This is a genomic window from Celeribacter sp. PS-C1, from assembly GCF_019429625.1.
Taxonomy (GTDB): Bacteria; Pseudomonadota; Alphaproteobacteria; order Rhodobacterales; family Rhodobacteraceae; genus Celeribacter.
Map to the genome: position 1 here is coordinate 36,390 of NZ_JAHXRW010000009.1, position 17,658 is coordinate 54,047.

Below are 17,658 nucleotides of genomic sequence, written 5' to 3' on the forward strand. Positions count from 1 at the left end.
CGATCTATGTCTCGCATGCTTTGTCTTGTGACTTTTCCCCTTTTGATGGCGTCTCCGGTTGCAGCCGCATCTCTCATTGATGCTCCTTTAGCCTCGGAAACCGAAATCGCGCATGGAGGTGGTTGTCGGAAATCGTCCCCTCCCGGCAAATGCTGCCATATGCAAACGTCGACGGGACAAGTTCACTGTCACTAAATTTATGAGGACGCTTGATCGTAAAGCATCAAGCGTCTATACGCGCCCGGTGGACAACCGCGTCCATAAGAATCAACACATGTAAGCCGTGGTTGCCCACTCCGTCGCTGGAGGGCACATCCGGCAAGGAGAAGCGACATGAAATTGCATGAACTGCGCGACAACGAAGGCGCAACCAAGAAACGCATGCGCGTTGGCCGTGGCCCGGGTTCGGGCAAAGGTAAAATGGGTGGCCGTGGTATCAAAGGTCAAAAATCCCGTTCCGGCGTGGCCATCAAAGGCTACGAGGGCGGCCAGATGCCGCTCTACCAGCGTCTTCCGAAGCGTGGCTTTAACAAGCCGAACCGCGCGAAATTCGCTGTTGTGAACCTCGGCCTGATCGAGAAATTCATTGAAGCCGGCAAACTCGACGCCGCCAACGTGACCGAAGACAGCCTCGTGGCCTCCGGTCTGGTGCGTCGTAAACTGGACGGTATCCGCGTTCTGGCGAAAGGCGATGTCAAATCCAAACTGACCATCACCGTCACCGGCGCCTCCAAATCCGCTGTCGAAGCTGTCGAAAAAGCAGGCGGCTCGCTCACCGTGGCCGCAAAGGCCGACGCGGCAGCCGAATAAGACTTGTGACGAGGGGCCTGTCCCCTTACATCAGGTTTGAGTTTTCCAAGCGCCGCCCCCGGAAAGCCCGGTCGGGCGGCGCTGTCGTGAATAGAGAGACCATTAATGGCATCCGCAGCAGAACAAATGGCGGCGAACCTCGACTGGGGCACCTTCGGGAAGGCCAAGGAGCTTCGCCAGCGTATCTTTTTCACCATCGGTCTTTTGATCGTTTACCGTTTGGGCACCTTTATTCCGGTGCCGGGGATCGACGGCAACGCGCTTCGTGACTTTATGGATCAGGCCGCATCCGGTCTGGGCGGCATCCTGTCGATGTTCACCGGCGGTGCGCTGGGTCGGATGGGGATTTTTGCGCTCGGCATCATGCCCTACATTTCCGCCTCCATTATCGTCCAGCTTCTGACCTCGATGGTGCCTTCGCTTGAGAACCTCAAGAAAGAGGGCGAAGCGGGCCGCAAGAAGATCAACCAATACACCCGTTTCGGCACGGTCGCTCTGGCGCTGTTCCAAGCCTATGGTCTCGCCGCCTCCCTTGAGGCCGGGAACCTGGCCCATGATCCGGGTTGGTATTTCCGTGCTGGCGTCGTGATCACGCTTGTGGGCGGCACCATGTTCCTGATGTGGCTTGGTGAGCAGATCACCAACCGCGGCATCGGCAACGGTATCTCTCTGATCATCTTCGTCGGCATCGTCGCCGAGATCCCGGGTGCTCTGGCTCAGTTCTTTGCCTCCGGCCGCTCTGGCGCGATCTCTCCGATCGTGACGCTGATCGTGATTGCCATGGTCGTCGCCGTGATCGCCTTTGTAGTCTTCATGGAACGCGCGTTGCGGAAGGTGCATATCCAATATCCGCGCCGCCAGCAGGGCATGAAAATCTATGACGCGCAGTCGTCGCACCTGCCGATCAAGGTGAACCCGGCGGGCGTGATCCCGGCGATCTTCGCATCGTCTCTGCTGCTTCTGCCGACCACCATCGCGACTTTCTCCGGTCAGCAAGATGTGGGTCCGGTGATGTCCACGATCCTCGCCTACTTCGGCCCGGGTCAACCGCTTTACCTTCTGTTCTTCACGGCGATGATCGTCTTCTTCGCCTACTTCTATACCGCCAACGTCGCCTTCAAATCGGAAGACGTGGCCAAGAACCTGAAGAATCAGAACGGATTCATTCCCGGCATCCGTCCGGGGAAGAAGACCGAGGAACACCTCGATTACATCGTGGCCCGTCTCCTCGTGATCGGCTCCGCCTATTTGGCCGCAGTTTGTCTGTTGCCGGAAATTCTTCGGAGCCAGTTCGCCATCCCCTTCTATTTTGGCGGCACTTCGGTGTTGATTGTGGTATCGGTGACGATGGACACGATTCAACAAGTCCAGTCCCACCTGCTGGCGCACCAGTATGAGGGGCTGATCGAGAAATCTCAGCTGCGCGGGAGGAAGCGCAGCAAAAGAGGGACAGCAAGACGATGAACATTATTCTGCTTGGACCGCCGGGCGCGGGCAAGGGAACTCAGGCGCAACGTCTCGTGGAGGAGCGAGGCATGGTGCAACTTTCCACCGGGGATATGCTGCGTGAAGCAAAGACCTCCGGCACGGAAATGGGCAAAAAGGTTGCGGCCATCATGGATGCCGGTCAACTCGTCACCGACGAGATCGTGATCGGCCTGATCGAAGAGAAGATCAAAGGTGGCAACGCCGCTGGTTTCATCTTCGACGGCTTCCCGCGTACGCTGGGCCAAGCCGACGCGCTCGACGAGCTTCTGTCCCGCAACGGGGCGCAGCTCGATTCGGTGGTTCTGCTCGAGGTGGATGACGGCACGCTGGTGAAGCGCATCGTCAATCGCGCTGCCGAGGCGGTTGCTGCCGGCAAAGAGGCGCGTGCGGACGACAACGAAGAGAGCGTCAAAATCCGCCTGATGGAATATTACAAAAAGACCTCTCCGCTGATTGGCTACTACTACGCCAAAGGCGATCTGAAGACCGTTGATGGCCTTCAGAGCATGGATCAGGTCTCTGCTGATATCGCAAAGGCGCTGGACTGATCATTTCTCTCGCCGGAAGGCCTTGACCCTCCGGCGATTCGCCTCTATGGCAACCCATCCCCTTTGGGGAAAAGAATCGAATGCAGGCGTTTCACCCTGAAAAGCTTGTATCAATCATCACCTGAATTCAGCTGTGGCTCGCTGGTTTTGTCCCGCGAGCCTCCGTTGTGAAAAAAGGTTCCGGGACTACGGAACCGCAACGAAAGGAAAATAACGTGGCACGTATCGCCGGCGTAAACATCCCAACCGCGAAGCGCGTTCCGATCGCGCTCACCTACATCACGGGCATTGGCAGCACCTCTGCCGTTGCTATCTGCGAAGCTGTTGGCATCGACCTCACCCGTCGCGTCAACGAGCTGTCTGACGCCGAAGTTCTCGCCATCCGCGAGCACATCGACGCCAACTACACCGTGGAAGGCGACCTGCGCCGTGAAGTTCAAATGAACATCAAGCGTCTCATGGACCTCGGCTGCTACCGCGGCCTGCGTCACCGTCGTAACCTCCCGGTTCGCGGTCAACGTACCCACACCAACGCTCGCACCCGCAAAGGCCCGGCAAAGGCCATCGCTGGTAAGAAGAAGTAAGGGGAGAACTGACCAATGGCACGCGATACCCGTCGTACGACAAAGAAGAAGGCTTCCAAGAACATCGCCGCAGGCGTTGCTCACGTGAACTCCACCTTCAACAACACCAAAATCCTGATCTCCGACGTGCAAGGCAATGCGATCTCCTGGTCGTCCGCTGGCACGATGGGCTTCAAAGGCTCCCGGAAATCCACGCCCTACGCCGCTCAGATGGCTGCTGAGGACGCTGGTAAAAAAGCTCAGGATCACGGCGTGAAAACCCTCGAAGTCGAAGTTCAGGGCCCCGGCTCTGGCCGTGAGTCCGCTCTGCGCGCTCTGGCTGCTATCGGCTTCAACATCACGTCCATCCGCGACGTGACCCCGATTGCACACAACGGCTGCCGCCCGCCGAAGCGTCGCCGCGTGTAATCGACCGTATAGATTTCGGATCGCGGGTCTTCGTGCCCGCGGTCCTTTTGTGCGTTTTAGAGACCCCTCGGGCGTTCTTTCGCTTCCGGACATGGGCGTAAGAACAAGAATGGAGGCACCAGCATGATCCACAAAAATTGGGCCGAGCTCATTAAACCGCAACAGCTGGATGTAAAGCCGGGCAATGAGCCGGCACGTCAAGCTACCCTCGTTGCCGAACCGCTTGAGCGCGGGTTTGGTCTGACGCTGGGCAACGCGCTGCGTCGCGTGTTGATGTCGTCGCTTCAGGGCGCGGCCATCACCTCCGTCCAGATCGACAACGTTCTGCATGAATTCTCTTCTGTTGCTGGCGTTCGTGAAGACGTCACCGACATCATTCTGAACCTCAAAGGCGTGTCCCTGCGCATGGAAGTCGAAGGGCCGAAGCGTCTTTCCATCTCCGCCAAGGGTCCGATGGTTGTCACCGCCGGTGACATCTCTGAATCCGCCGGCATTGAGGTTCTGAACAAGGATCACGTGATCTGCCACCTCGACGATGGCGCCGATCTGTTCATGGAACTCACCGTGAACACCGGCAAAGGTTACGTCTCCGCCGACAAGAACAAGCCGGAAGATGCGCCGATCGGCCTGATCCCGGTCGACGCGATCTATTCGCCGGTCAAGAAAGTGTCCTACGACGTGCAGCCGACCCGTGAAGGTCAGGTGCTCGACTATGACAAGCTGACGATGAAAATCGAAACCGACGGATCCGTAACCCCGGAAGACGCCGTGGCCTTCGCTGCGCGCATCCTTCAGGATCAGCTGGGCATCTTCGTGAACTTCGACGAGCCGGAATCGGCTGGTCGTCAGGAAGAAGACGATGGTCTCGAGTTCAACCCGCTGCTTCTCAAGAAAGTGGACGAGCTGGAACTGTCTGTCCGTTCGGCAAACTGCCTCAAGAACGACAACATCGTCTATATCGGCGATCTCATCCAGAAAACCGAAGCCGAGATGCTCCGCACCCCGAACTTCGGCCGCAAGTCGCTCAACGAGATCAAAGAGGTTCTGTCCGGCATGGGCCTGCACCTCGGCATGGATGTCGAAGAGTGGCCGCCTGAGAACATCGAAGATCTGGCGAAGAAATTCGAAGACCAGTTCTAAGAGCTTCGCGGGGGCCTTCGGGCCTCCGCAAAATGCCCGCTCTGTGCGGGGAACATCTGGGCACATCTCCCAATGAGGAGGGCCCCAAGGAGAGCGGCTGACACGCATCGGCTGCCAGACAAAGCAAAACACGCTAAAGGAGATAGAAAATGCGTCATGCTAAAGGTTACCGCCGCCTGAACCGGACCCACGAACACCGCAAAGCGATGTTCTCCAACATGGCTGGCTCGCTCATCGAGCACGAACAAATCAAAACCACGCTGCCGAAAGCCAAAGAGCTTAAGCGCATCATGGACAAGCTGATCACCCTCGGCAAACGTGGCGATCTTCACGCCCGTCGTCAGGCTGCTGCTCAGCTGAAACAAGACAAAGACGTCGCCAAACTCTTCGAGGTTCTGGGCCCGCGCTACGCTGAGCGTGCTGGTGGTTACACCCGCGTTCTGAAAGCTGGCTTCCGTTACGGCGACATGGCTCCGATGGCGATCATCGAGCTTGTGGATCGCGATCCGGCCGCCAAAGGCGCTGCCGACCGTGCACGCCTCGAAGCCGAAGACGCTGCTCTGGCCGCTGAAGACTGATCTTTTTCAGTCCTCTGGATCGAATGCGAAAGCCCCGCTCTTCAGCGGGGCTTTTTGCTTTCGGATGGGGTGGGGCCAAGTTTGAACGTGAAACGCGTAATATCGGGGCAAAAGGCCGTCATTTTATGTCGCTTTTTACCATTCGTTCTATTTGGGCTTCCCAAAAGTGACTCTGTGGTTTAAATCTTAAATCAGTGGTCGCCTATAGGTTGTCACGCCTTTCGTAAGAGAATGTATTTTCAATGTCTGACACCACGGAACTGAATCGACAGTTTGCTCAATTGAGAGCCATGTCGCCTGCGGGATACTCCGCCGGGCTGCATATTCGTTTCGCTGCCCCAATTGTTTCTGAGGCAAATTACGATCCGAAATGGCTCGAACATTATGCAGTGAACGCTTACGCGCTCAGGGACCCGATGATCGCATGGGGATTGTCTTGCGAAGGGGCAATAAGGTGGAGCGAAATAGAACTCCCCGATCCATTTAATATTTGGAGGCAGGCCGCCGATTTCGGCCTGAACTTTGGTGTTGCCGTGTCCTGTGGCCCGGTTCAATCGAGATCTATCGTCGGATGTGCAAGGTCTGACCGCGAGTTTACCGATCAGGAAGTCAGTAAAATCGCCAAGATCGTGCGCACCCTTCATGAAATTTCAGAACCTCAAACAGATCTGACACAGGCTCAAATTCAGGCCCTCCGGTGCATCGCAGGCGGTGATCGTCATGCAGCAGCCGCGGCCAAGCTCGGGATTTCGGAAAGCGCGCTCAAAGCACGACTTGTCTCTGCCCGAGAACGTCTCATGGCCCGGACCACCTCAGAGGCCATTCAGAAAGCCAAGGAGATCAAGCTGCTATGACGGTACTCGCTCCTGCGTTGCGTTGAAGAAATCAACCAACACCGGAGACGTACCATGCAAACGACCACGCTTTCTTTTGCCAATCTGCACAACTATGGCGATCTTTTCGCCAACATGCTTCGCGCCAGACACGAAACCTTTATCCAGCATGCGAAGTGGGATTTGCCCCAGGCAGATGGCATGGAATACGACCAGTATGATACTCCCGCATCCCGTTGGATTGCGGTTCATGAGTTCGGCGATGTGTTGGCCGGCATCCGTCTGACCCCTACGACCACCAAATGTGGCATCTATTCCTATATGATCCGCGATGCTCAACGCGGTTTGCTGGAGAGTATTCCGAGTAATCTGTTGTATGAAGAGGCGCCTGTCGCGCCACATGTTTGGGAATCCAGCCGGATTTTCGTGTCGCCACGAGTGCCGGCCAAGCAACGGATGCGGGTTCAGATGAGCCTGATTGGCGAAATGACCAATTCAGCGCGTGCATTAGGCGCGACGTCCGTCATTTGCCTGATTCCTGAAAATGGCAACCGCTGGGGGCGTCGGGTCGGGCTTGACATCGACGTGATTGGTCCGGTGATGGACATCGGCGGTGCGCGAAACGCCTGTATGCGGATCAATTTGATCAACAAACTGCACTGAAGCGATGCGTTGGGAAGCGGGGTCGAAACGCTGAAATTTCGGCCCCGAAACCTCTTTCGTCTGCTTGTGTGGCGGCGTAATCTCCGGCCATGGCCGACCTGTTTTCAAAAGACGATCCTGTCCCGGAACCAAGCACCGCGCACCGCCCTTTGGCGGATCGTTTGCGCCCGCAACACCTGTCCGAAGTCATCGGCCAGCAACAGGTGCTTGGCCCCGACGCGCCTTTGGGAGTGATGCTGGCCTCTGGCTCGCTATCCTCCATCGTGTTCTGGGGGCCGCCGGGGGTGGGCAAGACCACCATCGCGCGTCTTTTGGCGGATGAAACGGATCTGCATTTTGTGCAAATCTCTGCGATCTTCTCGGGCGTACCCGAACTGCGTAAAGTCTTTGAGGCCGCCAAGCTTCGGCGCGGGAACGGGCAGGGGACGCTTTTGTTCGTCGACGAGATCCACCGCTTCAACAAAGCGCAGCAGGACAGTTTTCTGCCGCATATGGAAGACGGCACCATCCTTTTGGTCGGGGCCACGACCGAAAACCCGTCCTTTGAGCTGAACGCGGCTGTGCTGTCTCGGTCGCAGGTCATGGTGCTGACCCGCCTGTCGCCGGAAGATTTGGATCAGCTGGCGCAGCGGGCCGAGCAAGAGCTTGGTAAAACCCTGCCGTTGACGGAGGCCGCACGGCGGGCGCTGTTTGATATGGCCGACGGCGACGGGCGCACGCTTTTGAATCTAATCGAACAGGTCGCTGCATGGAAAGTGTCGGAGCCGCTGGATCCGGAGCAGCTTGGGAAACGCTTGATGCGTCGCGCTGCGAAATACGACAAATCCGGCGATGAGCACTATAACCTGATCTCGGCGCTGCATAAGTCCGTGCGCGGCTCGGACCCGGATGCGGCGCTCTATTGGTTCAACCGGATGCTGGAGGGCGGCGAAGATCCGCGCTACCTCGCGCGTCGGTTGCTGCGTATGGCGATTGAAGACATTCAGCTTGCTGACCCACAGGCGCACACCATCGCCCTTCATGCTTGGGAAAGCTACGAACGCCTCGGCTCTCCCGAAGGCGAATTGGCCCTAGCTCAAGCCGTGGTCTATCTGGCCCTCGCGCCGAAATCCAACGCAGTCTACACGGCCTTCAAGGCCTCGCGCGAAGCGGCCCGCAAAACCGGATCGGAGCCGCCACCGAAACATATCCTCAACGCGCCGACGAAACTCATGTCCGAACAGGGCTATGGCGCGGGCTATGCCTATGATCACGACGCCGAGGATGCGTTTTCCGGGCAGAACTATTTCCCCGACACGCTGCCGCGCACCCAGTTCTACAAACCAGTCGAGCGCGGGTTTGAGCGGGATCTCTCGAAACGCGTGGCCTACTTTGAGAAATTGCGTTCCGAGCGCAAAAACTCCGGCAAAACTTGACATTTTACCCCTCGCCCCGCATGGCAGGGTCTGAGACGGAGACACGGATATGGCACCTTTGATACAAGTCGCACTGGGCGGCGCGATCGGCGCATCGGCGCGCTATTTGTCGGGATTGGGCATGACCCATCTTTTCGGCAAGAGCTTTCCGTGGAACACGATGTTCGTGAATTTCCTTGGCTCTTTTCTTATGGGGGTGCTCGTCGTGGTGCTGGCGCATGAAAACGGCAACCGTTTCGCGCCGCTGCTGATGACTGGCATGCTGGGCGGGTTCACGACCTATTCGGCATTTTCCCTTGATGCGATGACAATCTTTGAGCGCGGCGACTACGGACTTGCCGCCAGCTATGTCATCGGCACCTTGATCCTTGCCTTGGGCGGCATCGCGCTCGGGCTTTATTCCGCACGGAGTTTTTACGCATGAGCCGGGTTCAGATGATTACCATCGAAGAGGATCAACCGGAGCAGCGCCTCGACCGTTGGTTCCGCAAAATGTTTCCGCAGGTGACGCAGGGCAATATCGAAAAGATGTGCCGTAAGGGCGAGATCCGCGTCGATGGCGCGAGGGCGAAATCCAATACGCGGGTGGGGCCGGGGATGGAAATCCGTGTGCCGCCGCTGCCGGATGAAAACGCGCCAAAACCGAAACGCGACACAACTAACATATCGGCGGCGGACGCCAAGATGATGCGCGATGCGGTGATCTATCAGGACGAGCATATCATCGTGATCAACAAACCGGCGGGGCTCCCGACACAAGGCGGATCTAAACAGACGCGCCATGTCGATGGGCTGTCGGCCGCACTTCAGGGTGATTTCCCGGAAAAGCCGCGCCTCGTGCATCGGCTTGATAAGGACACTTCGGGCGTGCTTGCGCTGGCGCGAACGCCGGCGATGGCGTCGAAGCTGACGGAAGCCTTCCGTCACAAGAACACGCGCAAAATCTACTGGGCCTTGGTTGCTGGCGTGCCGACGCCCTACCTTGGAGAGATCAAATACGGTCTGGTGAAAGCCCGAGGTCGTGGCAAATCGGGCGAGGGCGAAAAGATGATCGCCGTCCACCCGCGCGACATCGATGCGACCGAGGGCGCGAAACGCGCGCATACGCTTTACGCCACGCTCTACCGTGTCGGCGCGCGCGCATCGTGGGTCGCGATGGAGCCGATCACCGGCCGCACCCACCAGCTTCGGGCGCATATGGCGGAGATCGGTCACCCGATCATCGGCGATGGCAAATATGGCGGCTCAGGGCAGGAGAACCTCGGCGATGGCTGGGGTGCGCAATTGGGCGGTATCATCTCGAAAAAACTGCACCTGCATGCGCGCAGCCTGACCTTTGAACACCCGGCGACCCGCAAGGTGATCACAGTAACTGCGCCCCTGCCGGAGCATATGGAACACAGCTGGGAAACCTTTGGCTGGACCGAAGACCTCGCAGCCGACGATCCTTTTGAGGAACTTCGTGGATGAAGCTCGTCATTTTTGACGTAGATGGAACGCTGGTCGACAGTCAGGCGCATATCGTGCTTTCGATGATGGCGGCGTTTGAGGCAGTCGGCCTCGTTACGCCGGCGCGTGACGCCATCCTGTCGATTGTTGGCCTGTCGCTGCCGCTTGCGATGCGCGAATTGGCGCCTGAAGCGGAGGAACATACGCTGTCTCAGATGGTCGATGCCTATAAAGAGGCCTTTCAACAGCACCGCTTGGCGCAAGGTGCCGCCGCTTCGCCGCTCTATCCCGGTGCTGAGGATGCCATTCGTCGCTTGGGTGCACGAGATGATCTTTATCTGGCAATTGCCACGGGAAAGAGCCGTCGCGGGCTGGAAGCGCTGCTTGACGGTTGGGACTTCGCCGATCTGTTCATGTCGACGCAAAGTGCGGATGATCATCCTTCGAAACCGCACCCTTCGATGGTGTTGACCTGTCTGGTGGATTGTGGTGTTGCGGCGGAAGATGCCGTCGTGATCGGCGATACGACCTATGACATGGAAATGGCACGCGCCGCGCGGGTGCATGGCATCGGCGTGCGGTGGGGCTATCACGGCAAAGAGGCGCTTTTGAGTGCGGGAGCGGTCACCGTTCTGGATCATTTCGACCAGCTCGACGGCGCGCTTGATGAGAATTGGAAAGGCTAAAACGTGGCAGAGTGGGCAGCGAAACGGTTCTGGAAAGACACGACTGTGGCAGAGGCGAAGGATGGCTTCGAGGTGCAACTCGATGGTCGTCCGGTGCGCACGCCTGCGAAGGTGCCGCTGATCCTGCCGACCCGTGCGCTGGCCGATCTGGTCGCGGCGGAATGGGATGCGCAAGAGGGGGCGATTGATCCGAATACCATGCCCGCGACCCGTGGCGCCAATGCGGCGATCGACAAGGTGTCGATCCAGCACGCCGAAGTGGCGGATATGCTGGCAGAGTATGGCGACAGCGATCTTTTGTGCTATCGCGCCGATCACCCGCAGGAGCTTGTCGCACGCCAAGCTGATCTCTGGGATCCGCTTCTCGACTGGGCGGAAGACGCACTTGGGGCTCGGTTGGAGCCCCGGACGGGCATCATGCATGCGCCGCAAGCTGAGGCCGCTTTGGCCGCGCTGCGGGACAAGACCCATGGCTTCACGGCCTTTGAACTCGCGGCCTTTCACGATCTTGTCAGCCTGTCGGGCTCTTTGATTCTGGGCTTTGCGGTGACGGAGGGACATCTTGACGCAGAGGAGGCCTGGCGGCTCTCTCGCGTGGATGAAGACTACCAGATCGAGCAATGGGGCGAAGATGAAGAGGCTGCTGAGGCGGTCGAGATCAAGCGCCAAAGCTTTGTTCAGGCAGCCTTGTTTTACCGCGTGGTCAATTAAAAGGCGCTTGCTGTCGCTAGGCGTTTAATTCCCGCGCAATCCTGCGAGCAATTTGATCAAACGCCGCGTAACCATGCGTAAATTTGATCATAGCCTTGACGTTCTGGAATGAATCCTCCCAAACTAAGCCCATTGAAAGGGCATTTGCTCATTTCGATATCGCCCCCGGCCCACAGGGAGGGCCGGAGAAGAAGCGCCGCGAACGGCGCACTATCAGGAAGAGGTAAATATGAAAAAATCCGTATTTCTTGGCGCGCTGACGCTGGCCGGTCTGGCTGCTGGCACCGCGATGGCCCAAGATTCCTCCACGCTTGCCGCCGTCAAAGAGCGTGGCGTTCTCAAGTGCGGCGTGAACCCGGGCACCCCGGGCTTTGCTGCACCGGATGCAAACGGCAACTTCGTTGGCTTTGATGTTGATGTGTGCCGTGCTGTGGCTGCTGCCGTGCTGGGCGACTCCGAAGCCGTAGAATACACGCCGCTGACCTCCGCCGTGCGTTTCACCGCACTCGCATCCGGCGAAGTCGACATGCTGGCCCGTAACACCACCTGGACCTTCTCGCGTGACGTCGACCTGAAAAACACCTTCGTCGGCGTGAACTATTATGACGGTCAAGGCTTCATGGTTCCGAAAGATCTCGGTGTGTCCTCCGCGAAAGAGCTGGGCGGCGCAACGGTCTGTATCGAAACCGGCACCACCACCGAACTGAACCTTGCTGACTATTTCCGTGTGAACAACATGGATTACGAACCGGTTCCGGTCGAAAGCTTCACCGAAGCTCAGACGCAGTTCCTCGCCGGTGCTTGCGACGTTTACACCACCGACGCCTCCGCTCTGGCCGCCTCACGTGCGTCCTTCGAGAACCCGGAAGGCTATGTGGTTCTGCCGGAAATCATCTCCAAAGAGCCGCTCGGCCCGCTCGTGCGTCATGGCGATGACAACTGGGGCGACATCGTGCGCTGGTCTTTGAACGCGATGATCGCCGCTGAAGAGTACGGTGTGACCTCCGCGAATGCTTCCGAGCTGGCCAATGGCACCGAAAACCCGGAAATCAACCGTCTTCTGGGTGTTGAAGGTGAACTGGGCGCGATGCTCGGCCTCGACAACGCTTGGGCTCTGAACATCCTGACCCAGGTTGGTAACTATGGCGAAAGCTTCGAGAAAAACATCGGCGAGAACACTCCGGTGGGTCTGGCTCGTGGCCTGAACGCCCAGTGGACCGAAGGCGGCCTGATCTACTCGCCGCCCTTCCGCTAAGACTGACTAAAGGGAAGGGCGCGGATCACTCCGCGCCCTTTGCCTTTCCGGCTCCGCTTACTTCAAGTCCATCAAAGAGACGAACGGGAAAGCCCGGGCGGTGGTGGGGCTATATCGAAAGTGTTTGACCAAAATCGGCGTCACGGCTTTTGGTTGAATGCGGCGCAACAACTGGACGTTGCACGCGCCCTGCCTTTCTCTGAGGTCTCAGGTGATAGGCCGGATGCTATAAACAGGGGACCGTCACTCATGACGACAGCGACAAACACGCCGGAAGACCAGGGCTTTCGGCTGAGCCAGCTGATCTATGACACGCGGTATCGTTCGATCACCATTCAGGTGATTGCGATGCTGGCGTTCATGTTGATCGCGGCATTTCTCATTCGCAACACGATCATCAACCTTTCGGCTTTGGGCAAGGACATCAACTTTGGGTTCCTGTTCAATCGTGCGGCCTATGACATCAACCAACAAATCATTCCCTACACCTCGGACGACTCGCATTGGCGGGCGACCTTGGTGGGGTTGCTCAACACGCTTTTGATCGCGTTTTTGGGCTGTATTCTCGCAACGGTCATCGGGGTCATCGCTGGGGTTCTGCGCCTGTCGAAGAATTGGCTGACGGCGCGTATCATGACGTTCTATGTCGAGAGCTTCCGCAACATTCCGGTGCTTTTGTGGATTCTCGCTTTTATGGCGGTGCTTTCCGAAGCACTCCCAGCGCCGCGCGCCTTCCGGGGTGAAGATCCCGCGGCTTCTATGTGGCTGTGGGACAGTGTGGCGGTGACCAATCGCGGCACTTATATCCCGGCGCCTGTTTGGGGTGACGGATCGGTTTTCGTTGTCATCACCTTCCTTCTGTCGCTTCTGGGCATCTGGGCCTTTGGCAAATTTTCCCAGCGCCGCTTTGAGGCGACCGGGCAGATCCTGCCAAATTTCTGGATCAAACTGGCGATCTTTTTCGTTCCCTCGATCCTCGTCTATTTCGTGATGGGCGGGCCGATCACCCTGTCGTACCCGGAACTCAAGGGTTTCAACTTCGGTGGTGGTCTGCACATGCGCAACTCGATGTTGGCGCTGTGGCTGGCGCTGAGTTTCTACACCGGCTCCTTCATCGCAGAGATCGTGCGCTCCGGTATTCTTGCCATTTCCAAAGGCCAGACCGAGGCCGCTTTCGCGCTGGGGCTGCGGCCGTCGCGGACGATGAACCTCGTGATCCTGCCGCAGGCGCTTCGGGTCATCATCCCGCCGCTGATCTCGCAATATCTGAACCTGACGAAGAACTCTTCGCTGGCTTTGGCCGTGGGCTATATGGACCTCCGATCCACGTTGGGCGGCACCACGCTCAACACCACGGGGCGGGAGTTGGAATGTATGCTCTTGATGATGGCGATTTACCTCGTGGTCAGCCTGCTGATTTCCTCGGGCATGAACGTCTACAACAAATCCGTCAGACTGAAGGAGCGCTGAGATGAGCAATACAAACTCCCTCTCTTACGTGCGCAAGGAGATGCTGGAACAGCAGCCTGCGCCACGCTCGCAGGTCGGATTTACGCGTTGGATGCGTGAAAACCTGTTCTCCGGATGGTTCAATTCGATCCTGACGATTGTGTCGATCTTTGTGATCTACAAAATCCTCGCGGGCACACTTCCATGGCTCTTTGGTGGCGTCTGGGATGCGACCTCTCTGGAGCAATGCCGCACTATCCTCAACGAGCGCTTCGGCAACACCCATTACGCCTGCTGGGCCGTTTTGACGGAACGCTGGAACCAGTTGCTCTACGGGTTTTATCCGGAGACTGAATACTGGCGCGCCAACCTAGCTTTCTTCCTTATGTTGGCTGCTTTGGCGCCGGTGCTTTTCGACAAAGTGCCGCGCAAGATGCTCTACCTCACAATGGCTTTCCCCTTCCTGCTTGTCTGGCTGGTCTGGGGGGGCGCGATCTGGGGTGTGACCTCCGTGGCTGTCGGTTTCGTCCTCGGTGGCGTGGCGTTTAAACTCGTAGACCGTTTCGGCTCCATGGCGTTGTCGGCGATTGCCGCTGTTGCCGTTGCCGTGGTTTGGTGGCTGCTCATCGGTCCGTCGGTGGTCGAAGGGCTCAACTCCACGCTGCCTTTGGGACATCTCGAAGAGGTCCAAAGCCGCGACTTGGGTGGCTTCATGATCTGTGTGATCATCGGCATCTCCGGCATCGCGCTCTCCTTGCCCATCGGCATCGTCTTGGCACTTGGCCGCCAGTCGGACCTGTTCATCGTGAAAACCATCTGTGTGGGGTTCATCGAGTTCATCCGTGGCGTGCCGCTTATCACCCTGCTGTTCACTGCCTCGCTTTTGTTGAACTACTTCCTGCCGCCGGGCACGACGTTTGACCTCACCTTGCGGGTGATCATCATGGTGACGCTGTTCTCGTCGGCTTACATGGCCGAAGTGATCCGCGGCGGTCTCGCCGCTCTGCCCAAAGGCCAGTATGAGGCGGCTGACGCGCTCGGTCTCGACTACTGGAAGGCGCAGCGTCTGATCATCATGCCGCAGGCGTTGAAGATCTCCATCCCCGGCATCGTGAACACCTTCATCGGTCTGTTCAAAGACACCACGCTGGTGATGTTCATCGGCATCTACGACATGCTGGGCCTCTCCAACGCCATCCGCGCCAACGCGGCGTGGAACGGCATCTATTGGGAGCTGTTCATCTTCATCGGCTTGGTCTTTTGGATCTGCTGTTTCGCCATGTCGCAATATTCTCAGTGGCTGGAGCGTAAGCTCCGCACCGATCATCGTTAAGAAAGGAGACCAGATATGTCTCTCGCAGAAGACCGCGCTATTGACCGTTCTAAATTGACCGTCTCCGATGAGGTGGCCATTCAGATCACGAATATGAACAAATGGTACGGCGAATTTCACGTTCTCCGTGACATCAACCTGACCGTGAACCGTGGCGAGCGGATCGTTATCGCGGGGCCGTCTGGCTCCGGGAAATCCACCATGATCCGCTGCATCAACCGCCTCGAAGAGCACCAGCAGGGCAAGATCATCGTCGATGGAACCGAGTTGACCTCGGATTTGAAGAACATCGACAAGATCCGCTCGGAAGTCGGCATGTGCTTTCAGCACTTCAACCTCTTCCCGCATTTGACCATTCTGGAAAACTGCACGCTGGCGCCGATGTGGGTCCGCAAAACGCCGAAACGCGAAGCAGAAGAGATCGCGATGCATTTCCTTGAAAAGGTGAAAATCCCGGATCAGGCGCATAAATACCCCGGCATGCTTTCGGGCGGTCAGCAACAGCGTGTGGCCATCGCACGCTCGCTCTGCATGAAGCCGCGGATCATGCTCTTCGATGAACCGACCTCGGCGCTCGACCCGGAGATGATTAAAGAGGTGCTCGACACCATGATCGAACTGGCGGAAGAGGGTATGACCATGCTGTGCGTGACCCACGAGATGGGCTTTGCCCGTCAGGTGGCGAACCGCGTGATCTTTATGGACCAAGGTCAGATCGTCGAACAGAACGAGCCGGAAGAGTTCTTCAACAACCCGAAATCGGAACGGACGAAACTTTTCCTGTCGCAGATTTTGGGTCACTGAGATCGGTCCTCAGGACAGACAAAAGGGCGCTTCGGCGCCCTTTTTTGCTCTTATTCGGCGGCTTCCAATTCGCGGGGAATGGCGAAATCTATCACCTCATTTTCCCCAAACCGCGCTTCGGCCCATGTCGCTGCCTTGAGATCAAACACCGCTGTAGCTGCGGTCGGGTAGCGCAGAAAATCTGGATGCTGCGAGGGACGAGAGGCGAAATTCGTCGCGAATTCCCCGATGCCGGGGTTATGTGCCAGCAGGAGAATGCAATCGCCTTTGGCCTTTCGCAAAGCGCTCAAGATGCGGTGTTCCGAGGCGAGATAGAGCGTATCAAGCACTGTCTCCAACGGGCGGCTCCCGAGCCCGCGCGTCACCCGCTCAAGCGTCTCGCGGGTTCGAACGGCCGAAGAGACCAGCACCTGATCGGGAATATATCCATTGTCTTTCAACCATGTCCCCATGGTGACCGCGTTGCGCTGACCGCGCGTGCTGAGCGGGCGATCAATGTCGTCCAGCCGGGGATCGTCCCATCCCGATTTGGCGTGGCGCATCAGGATCAGACGGCGGGGGGCCATCAGGATTTTTTCTTTGACGGTTTCACACGCGGCTGGGTGTCGCGAATGAGCGAGCCAGCACCGTGCTCCGTGTAAAGCTCCAAAAGACAGGCATTCGGCGCGCGCCCATCAAGGATCACCACGGCCCGCACCCCGTCCCGGAGCGCATCGAGCGCGGTTTGGGTTTTCGGGATCATGCCGCCCGCGATGACGCCGGATTTGGTCAGGTCCTTGATTTGTTGCGAACTCAGGGAGGTCAGAACCTCTCCATTTCCGTCCTTCACGCCCGACACATCGGTCAGAAGCAGCAAGCGGTCCGCGTGCAGAGCGCCGGCGATTGCACCGGCTGCCGTGTCGCCGTTGACGTTGAAGGTCTCGCCATTGCGACCCGCACCCACTGGCGCGATCACCGGGATCAGGTTCTCGTCGCCCAATTCCTTGATGATCGACGGGTTCATCGACACCGGTGTGCCCACATAGCCCAGTGACGGATCGGTTTGCTCACAGACCATCAGGTTCGCGTCCTTGCCGGAAATCCCGACGGCGCGGCCACCCTGTCCGTTGATCGCCTGCACGATCCGTTTGTTGACGAGGCCCGAGAGCACCATTTCGACGACCTCGACGGTCGCCTTGTCGGTCACCCGTTTTCCGTTGACGAATTCGGACTGGATGTTGAGATCGGCGAGCATCTTATTGATCATCGGGCCGCCGCCATGGACGACCACCGGCTTCACGCCAACTTGCTGCATCAGCACGACGTCGCGGGCAAAGCCTTCCATGGCCTCATCCGAGCCCATCGCATGACCGCCTAGCTTGATCACGACGGTCGCGCCCTCATATCGCTGCAAATACGGCAGCGCTTGGGAAAGAGTGCGGGCGGTCGCGATCCAGTCTCTGTTCATGTCTTGCTTCTTCATATTCGGGAATCCAGATGAGGGTTTGTTCCTCAATACAATTTT

The 17,658-nt window shown here is 58.0% G+C and carries 20 protein-coding genes; 18 read left to right on the forward strand and 2 right to left on the reverse strand.

Annotated features, from left to right (window positions below; translation table 11 throughout):
* Positions 1–333: 333 nt before the first annotated feature.
* The 18 genes from rplO (at position 334) to J5Y17_RS13615 (ending at position 16,154) form a co-directional block, all read left to right on the forward strand.
* The gene (gene rplO / locus J5Y17_RS13530; RefSeq protein ID WP_219785781.1) at positions 334–810 is read left to right on the forward strand and encodes a 50S ribosomal protein L15; all 477 of its coding nucleotides are present in this window, start codon (positions 334–336) and stop codon (positions 808–810) included.
* A gap of 105 nt (positions 811–915) precedes the next feature.
* Complete coding sequence (gene secY, locus J5Y17_RS13535) at positions 916–2,274, forward strand: preprotein translocase subunit SecY (protein ID WP_219785782.1); 1,359 nt, start codon at positions 916–918, stop codon at positions 2,272–2,274.
* Positions 2,271–2,846 (forward strand): adenylate kinase, encoded by a 576-nt coding sequence (locus tag J5Y17_RS13540; protein ID WP_219785783.1) that lies wholly within the window; start codon positions 2,271–2,273, stop codon positions 2,844–2,846. The genes secY and J5Y17_RS13540 overlap by 4 nt, the downstream gene beginning before the upstream one ends.
* Positions 2,847–3,061: 215 nt before the next feature.
* Positions 3,062–3,430: a 30S ribosomal protein S13 gene (rpsM, locus tag J5Y17_RS13545; protein ID WP_219785784.1), complete on the forward strand. Its 369-nt coding sequence runs from the start codon at positions 3,062–3,064 to the stop codon at positions 3,428–3,430.
* Between the two features lie 15 nt (positions 3,431–3,445).
* A complete protein-coding gene (gene rpsK / locus J5Y17_RS13550) occupies positions 3,446–3,838 on the forward strand; it encodes a 30S ribosomal protein S11 (protein WP_167601452.1) in 393 nt (130 codons plus the stop codon).
* Positions 3,839–3,961: 123 nt separating this feature from the next.
* A complete protein-coding gene (locus tag J5Y17_RS13555; protein WP_167601453.1) occupies positions 3,962–4,978 on the forward strand; it encodes a DNA-directed RNA polymerase subunit alpha in 1,017 nt (338 codons plus the stop codon).
* A 149-nt stretch (positions 4,979–5,127) separates the two neighbouring features.
* On the forward strand, positions 5,128–5,556 hold the full coding sequence (gene rplQ, locus J5Y17_RS13560; RefSeq protein WP_219785785.1) for a 50S ribosomal protein L17: 429 nt from the start codon (positions 5,128–5,130) through the stop codon (positions 5,554–5,556).
* Between the two features lie 242 nt (positions 5,557–5,798).
* Entirely contained in the window at positions 5,799–6,410 is a 612-nt protein-coding gene (locus J5Y17_RS13565; RefSeq protein ID WP_219785786.1) for an autoinducer binding domain-containing protein, read from the forward strand.
* Between the two features lie 54 nt (positions 6,411–6,464).
* The gene (locus J5Y17_RS13570) at positions 6,465–7,052 is read left to right on the forward strand and encodes an acyl-homoserine-lactone synthase (RefSeq protein WP_219785787.1); all 588 of its coding nucleotides are present in this window, start codon (positions 6,465–6,467) and stop codon (positions 7,050–7,052) included.
* Between the two features lie 89 nt (positions 7,053–7,141).
* Positions 7,142–8,467 carry a replication-associated recombination protein A gene (locus J5Y17_RS13575; RefSeq protein ID WP_219785788.1) on the forward strand — a complete coding sequence of 442 codons (1,326 nt, stop codon included), beginning with the start codon at positions 7,142–7,144 and terminating at the stop codon, positions 8,465–8,467.
* A gap of 49 nt (positions 8,468–8,516) precedes the next feature.
* Entirely contained in the window at positions 8,517–8,891 is a 375-nt protein-coding gene (gene crcB / locus J5Y17_RS13580; protein ID WP_219785789.1) for a fluoride efflux transporter CrcB, read from the forward strand.
* Positions 8,888–9,937, forward strand: a complete 1,050-nt coding sequence (locus J5Y17_RS13585; protein WP_219785790.1) for an RluA family pseudouridine synthase — start codon at positions 8,888–8,890, stop codon at positions 9,935–9,937. Before crcB ends, J5Y17_RS13585 begins: the two co-directional genes overlap by 4 nt.
* Entirely contained in the window at positions 9,934–10,602 is a 669-nt protein-coding gene (locus J5Y17_RS13590) for an HAD-IA family hydrolase (RefSeq protein WP_219785791.1), read from the forward strand. The genes J5Y17_RS13585 and J5Y17_RS13590 overlap by 4 nt, the downstream gene beginning before the upstream one ends.
* A gap of 3 nt (positions 10,603–10,605) precedes the next feature.
* Positions 10,606–11,313 carry an ATP12 family protein gene (locus J5Y17_RS13595; RefSeq protein ID WP_219785792.1) on the forward strand — a complete coding sequence of 236 codons (708 nt, stop codon included), beginning with the start codon at positions 10,606–10,608 and terminating at the stop codon, positions 11,311–11,313.
* Between the two features lie 229 nt (positions 11,314–11,542).
* Complete coding sequence (locus J5Y17_RS13600; protein ID WP_219785793.1) at positions 11,543–12,568, forward strand: amino acid ABC transporter substrate-binding protein; 1,026 nt, start codon at positions 11,543–11,545, stop codon at positions 12,566–12,568.
* A 249-nt stretch (positions 12,569–12,817) separates the two neighbouring features.
* Positions 12,818–14,038 carry an amino acid ABC transporter permease gene (locus J5Y17_RS13605; protein WP_219785794.1) on the forward strand — a complete coding sequence of 407 codons (1,221 nt, stop codon included), beginning with the start codon at positions 12,818–12,820 and terminating at the stop codon, positions 14,036–14,038.
* Between the two features lies 1 nt (position 14,039).
* Positions 14,040–15,350 carry an amino acid ABC transporter permease gene (locus J5Y17_RS13610; protein WP_219785795.1) on the forward strand — a complete coding sequence of 437 codons (1,311 nt, stop codon included), beginning with the start codon at positions 14,040–14,042 and terminating at the stop codon, positions 15,348–15,350.
* Between the two features lie 15 nt (positions 15,351–15,365).
* Positions 15,366–16,154: an amino acid ABC transporter ATP-binding protein gene (locus J5Y17_RS13615; RefSeq protein WP_107814991.1), complete on the forward strand. Its 789-nt coding sequence runs from the start codon at positions 15,366–15,368 to the stop codon at positions 16,152–16,154.
* Positions 16,155–16,204: 50 nt separating this feature from the next.
* On the opposite strand, the gene J5Y17_RS13620 is transcribed toward J5Y17_RS13615, so the two are convergent.
* Together J5Y17_RS13620 and argB are read right to left on the reverse strand one after the other, a co-directional pair.
* Positions 16,205–16,720 (reverse strand): histidine phosphatase family protein, encoded by a 516-nt coding sequence (locus J5Y17_RS13620; RefSeq protein WP_219785796.1) that lies wholly within the window; start codon positions 16,718–16,720, stop codon positions 16,205–16,207.
* Positions 16,720–17,616: an acetylglutamate kinase gene (gene argB / locus J5Y17_RS13625; RefSeq protein ID WP_219785797.1), complete on the reverse strand. Its 897-nt coding sequence runs from the start codon at positions 17,614–17,616 to the stop codon at positions 16,720–16,722. The genes J5Y17_RS13620 and argB overlap by 1 nt, the downstream gene beginning before the upstream one ends.
* Between the last annotated feature and the right edge of the window lie 42 nt (positions 17,617–17,658).

Excerpts from the sequence above, each read along its gene's own strand:
- rplO (WP_219785781.1), top strand. The coding sequence starts at position 334 with ATGAAATTGCATGAACTGCGCGACAACGAAGGCGCAACCAAGAAACGC.
- secY (WP_219785782.1), top strand. The coding sequence starts at position 916 with ATGGCATCCGCAGCAGAACAAATGGCGGCGAACCTCGACTGGGGCACC.
- J5Y17_RS13540 (WP_219785783.1), top strand. The coding sequence starts at position 2,271 with ATGAACATTATTCTGCTTGGACCGCCGGGCGCGGGCAAGGGAACTCAG.
- rpsK (WP_167601452.1), top strand. The coding sequence starts at position 3,446 with ATGGCACGCGATACCCGTCGTACGACAAAGAAGAAGGCTTCCAAGAAC.
- J5Y17_RS13555 (WP_167601453.1), top strand. The coding sequence starts at position 3,962 with ATGATCCACAAAAATTGGGCCGAGCTCATTAAACCGCAACAGCTGGAT.
- rplQ (WP_219785785.1), top strand. The coding sequence starts at position 5,128 with ATGCGTCATGCTAAAGGTTACCGCCGCCTGAACCGGACCCACGAACAC.
- J5Y17_RS13565 (WP_219785786.1), top strand. The coding sequence starts at position 5,799 with ATGTCTGACACCACGGAACTGAATCGACAGTTTGCTCAATTGAGAGCC.
- J5Y17_RS13570 (WP_219785787.1), top strand. The coding sequence starts at position 6,465 with ATGCAAACGACCACGCTTTCTTTTGCCAATCTGCACAACTATGGCGAT.
- J5Y17_RS13575 (WP_219785788.1), top strand. The coding sequence starts at position 7,142 with ATGGCCGACCTGTTTTCAAAAGACGATCCTGTCCCGGAACCAAGCACC.
- crcB (WP_219785789.1), top strand. The coding sequence starts at position 8,517 with ATGGCACCTTTGATACAAGTCGCACTGGGCGGCGCGATCGGCGCATCG.
- J5Y17_RS13585 (WP_219785790.1), top strand. The coding sequence starts at position 8,888 with ATGAGCCGGGTTCAGATGATTACCATCGAAGAGGATCAACCGGAGCAG.
- J5Y17_RS13590 (WP_219785791.1), top strand. The coding sequence starts at position 9,934 with ATGAAGCTCGTCATTTTTGACGTAGATGGAACGCTGGTCGACAGTCAG.
- J5Y17_RS13600 (WP_219785793.1), top strand. The coding sequence starts at position 11,543 with ATGAAAAAATCCGTATTTCTTGGCGCGCTGACGCTGGCCGGTCTGGCT.
- J5Y17_RS13605 (WP_219785794.1), top strand. The coding sequence starts at position 12,818 with ATGACGACAGCGACAAACACGCCGGAAGACCAGGGCTTTCGGCTGAGC.
- J5Y17_RS13610 (WP_219785795.1), top strand. The coding sequence starts at position 14,040 with ATGAGCAATACAAACTCCCTCTCTTACGTGCGCAAGGAGATGCTGGAA.
- J5Y17_RS13615 (WP_107814991.1), top strand. The coding sequence starts at position 15,366 with ATGTCTCTCGCAGAAGACCGCGCTATTGACCGTTCTAAATTGACCGTC.
- J5Y17_RS13620 (WP_219785796.1), bottom strand. The coding sequence starts at position 16,720 with ATGGCCCCCCGCCGTCTGATCCTGATGCGCCACGCCAAATCGGGATGG.
- argB (WP_219785797.1), bottom strand. The coding sequence starts at position 17,616 with ATGAAGAAGCAAGACATGAACAGAGACTGGATCGCGACCGCCCGCACT.